Origin of the sequence: Pantoea sp. WMus005 (assembly GCF_013415305.1) — a bacterium.
GTDB lineage: Bacteria > Pseudomonadota > Gammaproteobacteria > Enterobacterales > Enterobacteriaceae > Pantoea > Pantoea rara.
In genome coordinates, this window is the sequence record NZ_JACBXU010000002.1 from 101,915 (window position 1) to 117,019 (window position 15,105).

The 15,105-nt window shown below is 55.5% G+C and carries 11 protein-coding genes; 6 read left to right on the plus strand and 5 right to left on the minus strand.

What is annotated here, in order from left to right:
* The first annotated feature begins 66 nt into the window (after positions 1-66).
* Positions 67-1,272 (plus strand): MFS transporter, encoded by a 1,206-nt coding sequence (locus tag HZZ01_RS10835; RefSeq protein WP_179897285.1) that lies wholly within the window; start codon positions 67-69, stop codon positions 1,270-1,272.
* 55 nt (positions 1,273-1,327) lie between these two features.
* Here HZZ01_RS10835 and HZZ01_RS10840 read toward each other — a convergent pair whose 3' ends face one another.
* Together HZZ01_RS10840 and HZZ01_RS10845 are read right to left on the minus strand one after the other, a co-directional pair.
* Positions 1,328-3,718 carry a glucose/quinate/shikimate family membrane-bound PQQ-dependent dehydrogenase gene (locus HZZ01_RS10840; protein WP_179897287.1) on the minus strand — a complete coding sequence of 797 codons (2,391 nt, stop codon included), beginning with the start codon at positions 3,716-3,718 and terminating at the stop codon, positions 1,328-1,330.
* A gap of 275 nt (positions 3,719-3,993) precedes the next feature.
* Positions 3,994-4,593 carry a hypothetical protein gene (locus HZZ01_RS10845; protein WP_255434204.1) on the minus strand — a complete coding sequence of 200 codons (600 nt, stop codon included), beginning with the start codon at positions 4,591-4,593 and terminating at the stop codon, positions 3,994-3,996.
* A gap of 399 nt (positions 4,594-4,992) precedes the next feature.
* On the opposite strand from HZZ01_RS10845, the gene HZZ01_RS10850 reads away from it, so the two are divergent.
* Positions 4,993-6,234 (plus strand): MFS transporter, encoded by a 1,242-nt coding sequence (locus HZZ01_RS10850; protein ID WP_179897291.1) that lies wholly within the window; start codon positions 4,993-4,995, stop codon positions 6,232-6,234.
* Positions 6,235-6,763: 529 nt separating this feature from the next.
* A complete protein-coding gene (locus tag HZZ01_RS10855) occupies positions 6,764-7,405 on the plus strand; it encodes a hypothetical protein (RefSeq protein WP_179897294.1) in 642 nt (213 codons plus the stop codon).
* 562 nt (positions 7,406-7,967) lie between these two features.
* On the opposite strand, the gene HZZ01_RS10860 is transcribed toward HZZ01_RS10855, so the two are convergent.
* Positions 7,968-9,125: a Gfo/Idh/MocA family protein gene (locus HZZ01_RS10860; protein WP_179897296.1), complete on the minus strand. Its 1,158-nt coding sequence runs from the start codon at positions 9,123-9,125 to the stop codon at positions 7,968-7,970.
* 270 nt (positions 9,126-9,395) lie between these two features.
* Between HZZ01_RS10860 and HZZ01_RS10865 the strand changes: the two genes are divergently transcribed.
* Together HZZ01_RS10865 and HZZ01_RS10870 are read left to right on the plus strand one after the other, a co-directional pair.
* Complete coding sequence (locus tag HZZ01_RS10865) at positions 9,396-10,280, plus strand: BadF/BadG/BcrA/BcrD ATPase family protein (RefSeq protein WP_179897298.1); 885 nt, start codon at positions 9,396-9,398, stop codon at positions 10,278-10,280.
* 40 nt (positions 10,281-10,320) lie between these two features.
* Positions 10,321-11,439, plus strand: a complete 1,119-nt coding sequence (locus HZZ01_RS10870; protein WP_179897300.1) for an ROK family transcriptional regulator — start codon at positions 10,321-10,323, stop codon at positions 11,437-11,439.
* Between the two features lie 58 nt (positions 11,440-11,497).
* On the opposite strand, the gene HZZ01_RS10875 is transcribed toward HZZ01_RS10870, so the two are convergent.
* Positions 11,498-12,589: an ABC transporter ATP-binding protein gene (locus tag HZZ01_RS10875; protein WP_179897302.1), complete on the minus strand. Its 1,092-nt coding sequence runs from the start codon at positions 12,587-12,589 to the stop codon at positions 11,498-11,500.
* A gap of 12 nt (positions 12,590-12,601) precedes the next feature.
* Positions 12,602-13,201: a GNAT family N-acetyltransferase gene (locus tag HZZ01_RS10880; protein ID WP_179897304.1), complete on the minus strand. Its 600-nt coding sequence runs from the start codon at positions 13,199-13,201 to the stop codon at positions 12,602-12,604.
* Positions 13,202-13,751: 550 nt separating this feature from the next.
* Here HZZ01_RS10880 and HZZ01_RS10885 point away from each other — a divergent pair.
* On the plus strand, positions 13,752-15,083 hold the full coding sequence (locus HZZ01_RS10885; protein WP_136196133.1) for an extracellular solute-binding protein: 1,332 nt from the start codon (positions 13,752-13,754) through the stop codon (positions 15,081-15,083).
* Positions 15,084-15,105 lie beyond the last annotated feature (22 nt).

The following is a 15,105-nucleotide window of genomic DNA, read 5'->3' on the forward strand; positions in this document are numbered from 1 at the left end:
ACCGCGACTGTTGTTACTCCGCTGCTCCGGTTAGCCTGTATCCCTGATCATTCAATGGATAACCTCATGCAACAGTCACCCGAAACGGCAGCGTTTCAGCACTGGCGACGTAACTTAGCGGTCTGCGTCGTCGGCTCTTTTACCACTATCGTAGCGATGACATTGCTGCTGCCGTTTCTGCCGCTCTATGTTCAGCAACTCGGTGTTGAGCAGCCTGCCGCCATCGCGCGCTGGTCAGGTCTGGCCTACGGCGCGACCTTTTTCAGCGCCGCGCTGACTGCGCCGCTGTGGGGCAGGCTGGCTGATCGCTATGGTCGTAAGCTGATGCTGATCCGGGCCAGTCTCGGGATGGCGATTGCGATGTCGCTGATTGGCATGGCGACCGCGCCCTGGCAGCTGGTGGCGCTGCGTCTGCTGGCGGGGCTGCTGGGCGGCTACGCGTCGGGATCGACCATTCTGGTGGCGGCGCAGACGCCAAAAGCGCAGACCGGCTGGGCGCTGGGCGTATTGTCCTCCGGCATTATGGCAGGCAACGTGGTCGGGCCGCTGCTGGGAGGAGTGTTACCGCCGCTGATCGGTATTCGCCAGACGTTCTGGCTGACCGGCGCAGTGATTTTTCTCGCCTTCCTCGCCACGACCTTTTTACTTAAAGAACAACCCCGTGCTGCCGCGATGTCACGCACAAGCCAGCAACAGCAGCCTGCAGACCCGCCTGTTAATCACAGACTGGTGCGGCTGATGTGGCTCTCGGGCATGTTACTGATCTTCGCCAGCATGTCGATTGAGCCGATTATCACGCTTTACGTGGGCGAGTTTATGCAGGGTAACCATCAGATCACCCTGATATCCGGGCTGGTGATGTCCGCAGCAGCGCTGGGCACTGTGCTTGCCGGGCCACGACTGGGGCGTCTGGCCGATCGGGTGGGGCACTGGCGTGTGCTGACCGGCGGATTACTGATGAGCGGACTGCTGCTGATTCCGCAGGCGTTTATCAAGGCGGCCTGGCAACTGGTGCTGCTGCGCTTTCTGATGGGGATGGCGTTGGGCGGATTGGTGCCCTGTATCACGGCGATTATTCGTCATAACGTGCCAACCTCACAGGTAGGGCGGATGCTGGGATATTCGACCTCAGCACAATATATCGGTCAGGTCAGCGGCCCGCTGTTCGGTGGACTGGTGGGCGGTGCGTTCGGGATGCGACCTGTGTTTCTGGCAACGTGCGCGGTGATGCTGTTTTGTGCCTGGCTGAACTGGCGCGAAATGAAAAAATAGCGCGATCAAAAAAGGCGGACCGGAGTCCGCCTTAGTTTATTCACAACTGCGTGAATTACTTCTGGTCTGGCAGCGCGTAGGCAATGACATAATCGCCCAGCTTAGTGCCAAACGAGCCGTGACCACCTGCCGCAATGACAACGTACTGCTTGCCATCTACTTCATAGGTCATTGGCGTCGCCTGGCCGCCCGCTGGCAGACGTGCCTGCCACAACAGCTCGCCGGTATCGGTGCTGAAAGCACGCAGGTAGTTATCTGCGGTCGCACCAATGAAGAATACCTTGCCCGCGGTGGTGATAGGACCACCCAGCATCGGCATACCCATTTTGAACGGCAGTGGAACCGGTGCGCTATCGCGAACGGTACCGATACGCTGTTTCCACACCACATCGTTGGTCTTCAGATCCACCGCGGAGATATAACCCCAGGCAGGCTGTTTACATGGCAGACCAAACGGTGACAGGAACGGATTCAGCTCAACGCCATACGGCACGCCATACTGTGGCTGAATACCGGTTTCCGTACCTGAACCTCCCTCAGCGCCTTTCGGCGGCTCAATCGGATTGCCCGGGCCGCGTGGAACCAGCTTAGAGACAAACGGCAGCGCCATTGGGTTAGCAATCGCGATCTGACGATGAGGATCGACTGCGATGCCGCCCCATTCGAACATACCGAGGTTACCCGGGAACACCAGAGTACCCTGCTCAGATGGCGGAGTGAACGGACCTTCATAGCGCAGACGCTTGAAGATCACGCGGCACACCAGCTGGTCGAACATCGTCGCGCCCCACATATCCTTGTCCGTCAGGTTCTGTTTCGGACGGAAGGTCAGCTCAGAGTAGGGCTGAGTGGCGGCAACGTGGTCGCCTTTAGCGGCGCCCTGTGGCACCGGTGTTTCTGGCGCGGGGACGACTGGCTTGCCGGTGCGGCGATCCAGGACAAAGATGTTGCCGGTTTTCGCTGGCGCGTAAACAACCGGTACGGTGTTGCCATCTTTATCGGTGATGTCAGCCAGGGTCGGCTGCGACGGCAGATCCATATCCCACAGGTCGTGATGCACCGTCTGATAAGACCAGACCAGCTTACCGGTGGTGGCGTTCAGAGCCAGTACGCTGCTCGCATAGCGTTCCTGCTCTGGTGTACGGTTACCGCCCCAGATATCCGGTGTGGTCACGCCCATTGGCAGGTAAACGGTATCCAGTTTCGGATCGTAAACTGCCGGTGCCCATGAATTCGGTGAGTTCATGGTGAAGGTGTGTTCATCAGCCGGAATGGCATTCGGGTCTTTCGCGCCGGGATCAAACACCCACAGCAGTTTGCCGGTATTCACATCAAAACCACGAATGACGCCTGATGGCTCGCGGGTTGAGAAGTTATCGGTTACTGCACCCGCCATCACGATGGTGGTGTTGGTAATGATTGGCGGAGAGGTCGGCTCATACATACCTGCAGTCGTAACAGGCTGTTTGTGTTGCAGATCCAGCTCGCCGTTGACGCCAAATGACGGGCAGCGTTCGCCGGTCTCTGCGTCCAGCGCAAACAGACGACCATCGTTGACAGGCAGATAGATACGGCGTGAGCAGAGAGCTGGCTGAGTGTTCGCTGCATCGGCTGCTGCCGGCACTTCGTGGTAAGAAACACCGCGACAGGTCACGTGCTGGAAGGTCGGGTTAACCTTCATGCCCGGATCAAATTTCCACTTCTGCTTACCGGTAGCCGCATCCAGCGCAAACAGAATCTGATGTGGCGAACAGAGGTAAAGCGTGTCGCGGATTTTAATTGGGGTAACTTCGTCGGTGATTTCACCTGGGTCGTTAGGGGTTTTCATGTCGCCAGTCTGGAACTGCCAGGCAACCTGCAACTCTTTCACGTTCTGGTGGTTAATCTGCTTCAGCGGCGAGAAACGGGTTCCCTGCTGATCGCGCGCATAAGCGGGCCAGTCAGCATCCGGGATGTTGCTCAGCGGTGCAGCCTGCGGGGCGTTGTCAGCGGTTTCTGGTACAGAGCCGTTAATGACCTGCGGATCGTTGAATACCGCATAGGCCAGCACGATGGCACTGGCAATCAGCGCCACAGCCAGGGTACCCAACGCGGCTTTGCTGCCCGCGTTGAAGCTGCGATAAACAAACGGCAGGATCAGCCAGACACCGAAGATCACCAGCACATCGGTGCGCGGTGCCAGTGCCCAGAAGTCGGTACCGACTTCCCACACACCCCAGATCAGGGTGCCGATCAGCAGCAGCGCATAGAGAACCAGTGCGGTGCTTTTACGACGGGAAAGCAGATAAGCGGTGATCAGCATCACCACACCGCCAAAGACGTAATACCAGGAACCACCAATGGCGGCTAACCAGCCACCGCCAATGAGCATAAACGCGCCCGTCAGCACTGCGAACAGCACTGTCAGGAAACGAATTACGCCAAAAGATGAGGAGTTTTTCCCCATAATATCGACCTCGTTTCGTTGCCATAAAACACACGAAAACAACCAGATAGGCTGTTTCCAGTTATCAAGTACAAATGATTAGGGTGTTCTTCAATATCTCTTCCGTTAAGACAGACGATCCCTTTGTGTTAAATGTTATAGCAAAATTAGATCGAGGTTTGATTTTTTTGGCTTAAACCGCTTAACAACTGTAGTAATACGACATTTTATGGGGGATTAAAGGACGTTAAGCGCACCGCCGTGTGCCCTTAACGCCGGAAGGCAGGATTTGTGAATCAGCAGCTAATAAGATCGCCGTCCGAGCGTTGCTGTTGCCAGCCGCTGATATTTATCTCAGCAAACTGCTCAGTGGTTAAAGGCGGCGTATGACTTCGCACAATGACCTCTGCACCTTTTTCACGGAATGTCGCCATAAAAAAGGGAAAAGTAAATTTTTCATAATTATCATTAAAGAACGATTCGGTTAAAACTATCCCTGAAAAAGGAAAGGACTCCAGCAGTCGCCAGTCCGCACCTGGCGGCGCAAAATCATAAAGCCAGAAATCAAATTTCTTTGTTAATTCAAGCAGTGACGCACTATGTGCAGCTAAGCTTGAATAGTTAATTCCAATCCGGATGCGGTCATTCTGTAAATGCTTATAGGCATCAGGAACCGCGATCATTCCCCGTAATCGAATATCTTCAACCGGAACAATCATTAATGCTGCTTCATTAGCAATTTGATTGTGTAATGAAATAATGTTGTTTGTATTAAGTATATTGCCGCTGTCCTGGTTTTGCGGAAGATAAGGCACGCTATAGCAAATGCCAGTGACATTACGCTTAACGTGATGGATAGGTTCAGTAACATAGGGGTTATATAAACTGTTTTTCATTATCTCTATGAAATGCAATAAAAAGGATATTTTGATAATTAAGCATATAAAAAGTCGCATTTTTTTAAACGCGTGAATAAATATAGATCACATGCTTAATCCAAATCATCCTTTTGTTACCTGAGAAAGTAAATAAACCTGGTAGCAAACAGATGATAATTCCTTTGGCGTCTGATGATGTGCTGCAATATATTCAATAGCAGGGACAAATAGGCTGGTAATAATCAGGATAGGGCTGATATGCCTTTGCCGGAGCGGGACGCAGGGTATTGCGCAGGGAGGCAGGGCTGGAGCCGCACGCTTCCTGGTCTCATCCAGTCTGTTAACCCGGCGTCGTCAAAACCACACCAATAACACCGCGCAACGACGCGGGTTTCCTCACCTGATTTGGGATAAGACATGGGATTTATGGCATCCGCGGCTGAAGAGTCGCTGTGGCGACATCGGACATTTGTCGCCTTCTGGCTGGCGCGTACCTGTTCATCGTTTGGTTTTCAGATGTTCTCGGTGGCGATCAGCTGGCAGATCTATGCGCTGACCAACAGCGCAATGGCGTTAGGGATGATTGGCCTGATGCAATTTCTGCCGTCGGTGTTGCTGGCGTTACCCGCCGGTCATCTGGCGGATCAATATGACCGGCGGCGCATTGTGCTGTTGGGTCAGCTGGTGGAATTTGCCGCACTGGTAGCATTAGTGGTGCTTACCTTATTCCAGACCGTTGATAAAACCGCGCTTTGGGGGCTGGTATTTATGATTGCGGTGGCGAAGGCGCTGGAGTGGCCTGCAATGTCCTCGATGTTGCCGTCACTGGTGCCGCCTTCGATCCTGGCGCGCGCCATGGCAATGAACTCCGTGGGTGGACAGGCGGCGGTGATTGTCGGGCCGACGATTGGCGGTTTACTTTATGTCGCCGGACCGCATGTGGTGTATGGCGTTTCCGGGGTGTTTTATCTGATTTCACTGACGCTGGTGAGTCTGCTGCGTTATGAGCATCCGGTTCAGAGCCGCCTGCCGATGAATATGAAGAATCTTTTTGCCGGGATTCACTTCATTCGTGAACGCAAAGATGTGCTTGGGGTGATTTCGCTCGATCTGTTTGCAGTATTACTGGGCGGGGCGACGGCACTGCTGCCGATTTTTGCCAAAGATATTCTGCATACCGGGCCGTGGGGATTGGGGATGTTACGTGGCGCGCCGTCGGTCGGGGCGTTGCTGGTGGGTATCTGGCTGAGCCGTCACAAACTGGAAAAGCATGTCGGGATGATTATGTTTGGCTCAGTGGCAGGATTTGGCGCTGCCACATTGGTGTTCGCGCTTTCCACGCAATTGTGGCTGTCGCTGATTGCTCTCTGTGCGCTGGGTGGCTTTGATATGGTCAGTATGGTAATCCGGGGCGCGCTGGTGCAGCTGGATACGCCAGATACCATGCGCGGGCGAGTGAATGCGGTTAACGCGATTTTTATTAATACATCAAATCAGCTTGGCGAGTTTGAGTCCGGGTTGCTGGCGGCCTGGTTCGGTGCCGCCCCGGCGGCGGCGATTGGCGGCATCGGTACACTGGTTGTGGTGGCGTTGTGGATGAAATTGTTTCCGCATCTGCGGCGGCGTCAGAAGCTGGAGAATGAGGTGGATCCGGTTTAGGGCTGGTTGGGGGATTTCTGCGTTGATGCACTCGGTGCAGGCTCAGGGAACATACACTTTTTATAAAGACGCAAAAAATATCCTCTTAGGTAAGGCTCAGCGCGGCGACTATACATCCCATCCCTGAGGTGCGCCCGTAGCCGGGCCAACGCGTTGCGTTGTTCAAAAACGCTCCCGGCGTTTTTCCCCCAGGCCCGCGATGCTTTGCTACAGGCGTATATTCCCATCGCCTGGATTTTTTTTGCGACCTGAACCGGTCTGCATCCTTTGAAAGTTCCTTAATGCTTTGCTGATATGAACGGCTCATTTCCGGCATTTTTACCTCTCCCGCCTTTAGTGAGGTCGCGTAGCAACGGTGATTAAAAAATGCCCTTTCCAAATCCCAGTTCTTGATCCTGGCATAGGAGTGAATGAAAAATCAGGACCAATTAAATCGATATTAATGGCACTTAAAAGATAAGTTTTCGTTTACGGAAGGCGGCACCGCCTGATATTTTTCAGACTGGTATCTTAAACGGTAGAAGAATGAATGGACGCAAAGACGCTCGCCGTATCGGTTGCTCATGGTATTGCTTCACTTCCGATGGATTTTTATCTAGGTATTGAAAGAACCTTTCAGGATCTCAACCTGGCAGATGGCGGCAGAAACATTCAGCGCCGTAACTTCGGTGAGGATGAGAGGATGTATCGGGCTTTAAACAAGCTCTTCCGTAACAGAGCCATTCTGGGGCAGATCGCGGAGATGATTATCAGAGACTCTCTGGCCTATCTCCCGGATCCAGCCATCAAGAAAATCACAGATAAACTCATCGGAGAAGCGGCTTCACTGGGTTCAAGACAGTCCATGCAGTTAGCTATCACAGGTTATCTTGGTTCAAAAGTTGTTGGAGGGATGATGGCCAGCGTGATAACGAAGTTATCACTGCGATTATGGACAGGCACCCTTGCGGGCGGCATAGTTCTGCAGGGAGTGCTTTCGCGTGCTTCTGCAGCTTCACGGCGTTTGAGGCATCAAAATCATGAATTATGGTCAAAGCTTTATATACTTGATTTTGAAATGCTTTACTTCCTCTTTGAAGAACCGTTAGCTAACTACATTGAGCTTGGTGAGACTCTTCGTAAAAATCCTTCGAAAACGGAGCAATTTCTGGGTGCAATCGAAAATCTTTAGACTCATAAGAAAAGTTATTTCTGAGCTATCAGGTGCGGTTATTATCAGCGCCGTAGTGATAGGGATTTTTATCGCAATATTTGCGAATGAAGGAATTATGCGCGTTATCGCTCCCTTACTCGTCTTTATCGCTGGCCTGATTCTTTACTGGTTAGCCTGGATGATTTCATCCAGAGAAGATCGAAACTAGGTCACTAAAAAACGCATTACTGCCAGGGATGAAAGACTATCGCCTGTCAACATAAGGTTACCCGGTGCAGGCTCAGTGCGCCTCTGGTCGGGTCAATGCTTTGCGTTGTTCAAAAACACCTCCGGCTTTTGTCCAGGCCCGCGCTGATTTGCAGCAGGCGTATGCTCCCATCGCTATAAGTGCGTAAGTTGCCTCGGGTTGAGGCGTGGGTGGGGATTTTTGCGGTGAGCTGGTGGTCGCTGGCGCAGGTTTTATTAGCCAGCTCAGTACATAAGTTGTAACTGGCCCGAAGGCCAGTACAGGAAGTTACCAGTCGTACTGCCATTTCAATCCCGGGGTCGGCGGGGGAGGTCGACCCGCAGGCTGGGGCTATCAGGCCCCGGTTTTTCCCAGGTTGGCGTCAAATGTTAGCCAGCTTTCACGCATGTCCACTACGCTGCGGGTTTTGCGCGCCTCATCGATTTTTATGGCGGTGAGGCCCGCTTCCAGCGCGTCCACGACTGAAACTTTCAGCGGTGTTCCCTGTTTAATATGTTTAACAATCTCTTCTGCCATCAGCGCATCTGCGCCGTAGTGGCCATCATAAGCATTGCCGCTGTAGGCGGTATCCACCTCTTTCTCACCACTACGCGCGTTGTGCACGCGGAAGTAGTTTCGTACAAAGTCGCCTTCGGCCATGCCGTCGGTGCCCATGACGCAGAAACGGCGGAACTCATCCGGCACGTTCAGGTTGGCGTGGAAGGCGAGTGTCGCGCCGCCTTCGTACTCAATCAGGGCTGTCTGGTAGTCGACAATATCGGCGTCGCTGTCGAAGACGGCATCGGTACTCGACCAGCCGCTGGGTTTTACGTGGTAAAGCTCTGACTCAGCGGTGATGGCACCCTGCGGCGCATGAGCCGGGGTAAAAGATTTACGGCCGCCAAAGCTGGCGACGCGGATTGGGCGCTCCTGTAACAGGCCCTGGTAGAGATCGATGTCGTGGCAGCACTTTTCCAGAATGTAAGGACCGGCATACTTCTCCAGACGTCGCCAGTCGCGCTGGAAGAATGCGCCATGGTAAGGCTTGATATGTTCTGTCGCCTCAATCGAGGTAATTTCGCCCAACTGACCGGCATCGCGTGCTGCCAGCAGATCGTGATAGAGCGGGGAGTAGCGCAGCACCAGGCCGACCAGAATGCGCGCTTCGCCATATTGACGGACCAGCTTCGCCATCTCCATGGTCTGCTCTTCATTGATCACCACCGGCTTTTCGGTAAACACGGTATAACCCGCCGCCAGTGCCTGACCCACATGCTCCAGATGCAGGAAGTTGGGTGAGCCAACCAGTACCAAATCCATTCCGCCGTGCTCCAGCAACGCATCAATGGACGCAAAGGACTGGCCGGGTGCAATACCAAAGCTGTGCAGATTAGGCAGTCCAGCTGGAGCCGGATCGTAATAACCCACTACCGAGAAGGCGTCGTCGGCTTTGCTGAACTCTTTGATCACGTGGGACAGACGAAAGCCGAGACCGATAATGCCTACTTTCATGTTAAACCCCTGCTCCTGAAATCGGATGATGCCTGGCTCACCTGTGATCGGGCGCGCCTGTTGATAATCTGACCATCAACTTATTACGACAGAAAAACTAATGTCAATAACGCGCTGCGCGTTTTGCGGAGTGTTTTTTATTATCTCTATGTAAATTAAATAAAAAGTTTCGATATGTTTTTGCCATATTTATTTGTTATTGCGATTTAAGTTTTTTTATCCTATCGTTCGCTCATTATGGCTATAACCCTTAATCAGGGAAGGAAGCGCGTGCAACCACACTATCTCCTTGGCATTGATGGCGGCGGTACACAGTGTCGCGCGCGGTTAACTGATCTGCAGGGTCGCGTGCTGGCGCAAACCACTGGCGGGCCAGCCAACGTCTGGTCAGACTATGATGCGGCGCTGACCTGCGTCGGGCAGCTGATTGACCGGGTGTTGTCACAGGCGGGATTACCCCAGGAGGCGCTGGCGCAGACCGCGCTGGTTGCCGGATTAGCCGGTGCCAATGTCGCCTCAGTGCAGGCGCGACTCGCCAGCTGGCAGCCTGCCTGCGCGGCGTTACAGGTGGTCAGTGACGTGGAGATCGCCTGTGCGGGCGCCCACGGTGGCGCACCAGGCGCCGTCTTTATCATCGGCACCGGTAGTCAGGGGGCCGCCTGGGATGGCGAACGCTTTACGCTGCTTGGCGGCTGGGGCTTCGCCCTTTCTGATCAGGGATCCGGCGCGGAACTGGGCCGTCGGGCACTGCGTCTGGCGCTGCTGGCCCAGGAGTCGATTATCCCGCCCACCGCTTTTACGCGGCAGCTGATGATGCCGTTCGGTGACAGCCCCGAAACGATGCTGCTCTGGACGCGATCAGCGACGCCTGCCGATTGGGCGCGCGTGGTGCCACAGATTTTTGCGGCCGCCGACGCAGGCGATCGTCACGCTCAGGATCTGTTGCATCAGACCGCCACCGATATCGGCCTGATGGTGCGCCGTCTGATTGCGCTGAGCAGTGGACGGGTAGCGCTGATGGGTGGCTTGTCCACGCCGATTCAGCGCTGGCTGGACGACGATATTCAGGCCCGGCTGGTGACGCCGCAGGGCGATGCCCTGAGCGGGGCGCTGACACTGGCGCAGCAGCTGACGCCTGTCCGATTACCGATCTGACGCTGGCTGAGTCTCTTCCGCCAGATAATCCGAGGAACTTATGACCGCTCCCAACGTAACCGCACGTATTCTGCGGTTGATTGTTGAACATGCGCCGATCAGCCAGTCAGACCTGAAAGTTCGCAGCGGACTGAGCATGTCAACCGTGTCGCAGGCCACTAATCGCCTGCTGGCGCAGGAGATTGTGCAGGAACTGGGGCTGCGTCGCGTGTCGATGGGGCGGCCTAAAACCCTGCTGGGACTTAATCCCGATCGCGCCAGCGTGATTGGTATTCAGCTCAATGCGGAACGTAATCTGATCGTCATGACCGATCTCAGCGGCAACCTGCTGGGCGAACAGCAGATGCCCAAAGGCACGCTGACACCGCGCCAGCTCGGCGATGCGCTGGCGAAGTTCCTGCGCGGCGTGGAGGAGAAGCGGGTCGGGGCAATTGGGCTGGCGCTGTCGGGGCTGGTTGATGCCGAAAACGGCTACTGCATCCGCTCCAAAGTGCTCGACTGGGACAACGTCCCGATTGCGCGTCTGCTGGAAGAGCGCTTCTCGCTACCGGTGTTTATTGAGAACGACGCCAACGCCATGGCGATGGCGGCGCTGGTGTTTGGTCAGCTCGGCAATGCCCAGTCGGCGGTGATCGCCACCTACGGTAAAGGGATTGGTGCGGGCATCATTCTGAATCGTCAGCTTTATCGTGGTCGTCACGGCAAGGCGGGGGAGATCGGCAACGGGCTGGTGGGCGACGGCTCGCTGCGTCTGCTGGAGGATGTCGCCTCATCGCGCGCTATTCTGCAGCGGCTGGCTGACCAGGAGTCGGTGGAAGGCCTTACGTTGCAGGCGCTGGATCAGCGGCCAACACCCGACGTGCTGGCGGTCCTGCAGGAAGCCGGGCGTGAGCTGGGGATTTCGCTGGCGAACCTGTCGGTGGCTTACGATCCGGATGTCGTCTATCTGGCGATGGAGCCGCACATGGCATCGCGCATTCTGCTCGATCACATCACCCAGAGCTTCCAGGCCTACCGGCTTAAACTGACGCCACACATGACGCCGCTGCAGTTCCTGACAGAATCGAACCGCATGTGGGCGCTGGGCGCGGCGGGTTTTGCCGTCAACCGGCTGCTTGATCTGCTCGCGGCACAGGCCGATGAAGAGCCGGTTACCTGAGTGACCTCTCAAATAAAAAAACGGGCGCTGCGGCGCCCGTTTTTGTTTCCACGCTTCGTTAGCGCAGGCGCATTCCCTGCTCATCAAACAGCAGGCAGTGCGCGGCAGAAAAGCCCAGTTCAACCTGGGTTCCCAGATCGCGCGTAATCGCCTCGCGCTCTTCCACGACCAGCATCTGTTCACGCCCGATATCCAGGTAGAGGTAGTTGGTGTGGCCCAGCATCTCGCCATAAGCCAGCTCGCCGTGAAAGCGCTGTGCATCCGGCGTCTGCGCGGCGGGCTGGAAATGCTCAGGACGAATGCCGAGCGTCACGGTTTGCCCCTCGCGACAGTCGGCGGCGATTTTCAGCACCAGCCCCTCAATCTTCAGTTCCGGCACCCGCAATTGCACTTCACCTTTGCCCGTGGCGCTGATTTCCGCCTGCAGGAAGTTCATTTTTGGCGAGCCGATAAAGCCGGCGACAAACAGGTTATCCGGATCGTGATAGAGCGTTAGCGGCGCGCCGACCTGCTCAATGCGGCCCTGACGCAGCACCACAATGCGGTCAGCCAGGGTCATCGCCTCCAGCTGATCGTGGGTGACATAAATCATGGTGTTGCCGAGCGAGGCGTGCAGCCGGGCAATCTCAATGCGCATCTGTAAACGTAGCTCGGCATCAAGGTTAGAGAGTGGCTCATCAAACAGGAAAATGCGCGGATGACGGATAATCGCCCGGCCAATTGCCACGCGCTGTCGCTGTCCGCCAGAGAGCGCGCGCGGCAGGCGATCGAGCAGTTCGGTGAGGTGCAGACGAGCAGCCGTCTGGGCAATCGCCTCGTTGATCTCTGCTTTGGACTTTTTCATGACTTCCAGCGGATAAGCCAGGTTACCGCGCACCGTCATGTTGGGGTAGAGCGCATAAGACTGAAACACCATAGCAATGCCGCGCTCGGTGGCGGGCTGCTGCGTCATGTCCTGCTCCTCAATCAACAACTGACCGCTGCTGATCTCCTCCAGCCCGGCGATCATTCGCAATAACGTCGATTTGCCGCAGCCGGATGGCCCGACAAACACCACAAATTCGCCACTGTTGATTGTCAGATCGATGCCATGAATGACATTAACGTGTTCATACGACTTCTTCACATTCTGCAAGCGCAGGCTGGTCATCGGCTACCTCACTCAGAGTAACTGGCCCATGTAGATGGCATTGCTGCGCACGATTGGGGTAAACCCCATGCGCTCATAGAAAGCACAGACCTGCTCGTTCTGCAGGCTGACGCCAAGATGGACACCGCTGATACCCGCAGCTCGCAGCGCCGCCAGTTCATGCTCAATCATCCGGCGACCCCAGCCGCCTTTCTGTGCCGCTGGCAGCAGATTGATATGCAGATGAGCGGGCCACTGCGTCACCAGGGTGTCTGCGGCCTGATCAGGATGGCGGATTGAATCGAGCACTTTGCTGTCGAGCGGGGCGCTGGCGCTGCGATCACGATATTTTTCCTGCAGCTGCGGCCACCATTCGGCCTGAAGCTGCGCTTCAAACGCGCGGGTATCAGGCGCCGCGACGACGTAACCCTGCACTTCACCGTCCCGCTCCAGTACAAAAGCAAAGTCAGGCGCAAAGCGCGCATAAGGCACGGCAAAACGCTGGCCGGGATAGTCAGGATCGGAGTAAAGCGCGCGGGCATCGCCGCCCGCATCGGCTGTTTCCAGGCAGATGCGGTAGAGCGCCGGGTAGTCCGCCGGTGTGGCCGGACGAATGACACCTTGATTCGCCATGGTGAGTTCTCGTGAGTGAGGGAACCGGTCAGGGAGTGAACAGATCCGCAGGTGAAAGTTACGTTAATGAAAGTGGACTTAGTTTTCAAGATAGAATAATTACCTTATCGCACTAACGCAGGCGGTTCGGCAATGTTTACCGGTATCGGGATGCACAACTGTGATCGCCAACACGCCCGGAATAGGGCAGCTGGCGGCAGATTCACGGCCGATCAAAAGAGAAAAGTGTGAGCGTGATAGGATTTTCATATGTTTTATCAGGATGTTATTTTGCGATTATCAGGCTGGCATCTCCTGCTGCAGAAAAAGCGGCTGGCGACGCGCCGCCACGGTTAATGGTGTAAAAGCCAGCGCGCCGTGCTGAATTTCGTGCCATGCCGCTGTTTATTTGCGCGTGCTCACAGCGTTGCAATTCCCGCTGCAGGCTGTTTGACTTTATTTTTCTATTAAAGTAAGTATGAGTGAGTGCGTTTGTGTGCGGCTGCAGCCTGCAGGATGTCAGGCGGTGAGATGAAAGGATGCCGACCCTGGTCTGAAGAAGGTAAGCATAATGTCTGTTTCTTCCGTTCGTTCTTTCCGAATTCGCAATGTGGGTCGGCTGCTGGCAGCGGGCCTGCTGGCGGGCAGCGTCTCTCATGCCGCCCACGCCGCCGTCACTCTGAATGAGTGGGATATTTACAACTACCCGGAGCAGACTGCTGCGGTGGATGAAGGGATTAAAGAGTTCTCACAGCAGAATCCCGGCATCGTGATTAACCGCTCGGTTCACTCCTTTGAGGACACCCGCATTCCGCTGAAGCTGGCGCTGACCGCCGGAGATGGCCCGCAGATCGCGCAGGTCAACCAGGGCGGCGGCGATATGGGTTCGCTGGTTAAAGATAAGCTGCTGCTGCCGCTCGATAGCTACGCCGCCAGCGACGGCTGGACGACCCGCTTCCCCGACTCAATTCTGAAACGTAACCGCTGGTCAGACAGCGGCGAGTTTGGCAGCGGCAAACTTTACGGCATCGCCAGCCTGGGTGAAATGGTCGGGCTCTATTACAACAAAGCGGTGCTGGATAAAGCGGGCATTGCAGTGCCGAAAACCCTGGCTGAGCTGGAAAGCGCCATGGCGAAGCTGAAACAGCAGGGCACCGCGCCGATGATGCTCGGCCTGCTGGATGGCAACATGGGCCAGCAGTTGCTCAGCACCCTGTGGCAGGCGCAGATTGAAAGCCACGACCGCAAGACGCTGGATAATCTGATTTACGATGTGGGCGGCACCTTCAAAGACAGCAAGCTGGTCAATGCCGCCACGATGATGAAGAGCTGGACCGACAAAGGGTACTTCTTCCCTGGCTTCCAGGGCATTGGTCACGACGATGCGGCGACGCTGTTCCAGAATGGCCAGGCTGCGTTCCTGGTCAGCGGCACCTGGTATCTCGGCCAGTTTAAAGACAACAAAGATATTCACTTCGCCGCGATGCCTGCTGGTGAAGGCGTGAAGCAGCCGCTGATGGTCGGCGGCACCGATCTGGCGTTCTCGATTACCAGCACTGCCAAAGGCAAAGATCAGCAGGAGGGTGCAGCGAAGTTCATCAACTATATGGTCTCTGATGCCATGGCGAACCGCTGGCTGAAAGTGGGCTTCCTGCCGGCCAGCACCAACAAAGCGGCCAAAATGCCAGCGGACAATCCGTTGCTGGCGGAGGCCTATCAGGTCTGGCTGACGCTCAATGACTATGACGGTTTAGGCCACTACGTGGACTGGGCAACACCCACCATGAATGCCGAACTGAATCAGAACGTCCAGCTGCTACTGGCGGGTCGTCAGACCGCCGATCAGATGGTGGTGAATTTTGATAACAACTATCAGCGTTACCTGAAGACTCTGAAGCATTAAGCCGGAGGCCCGGCGAACAGCC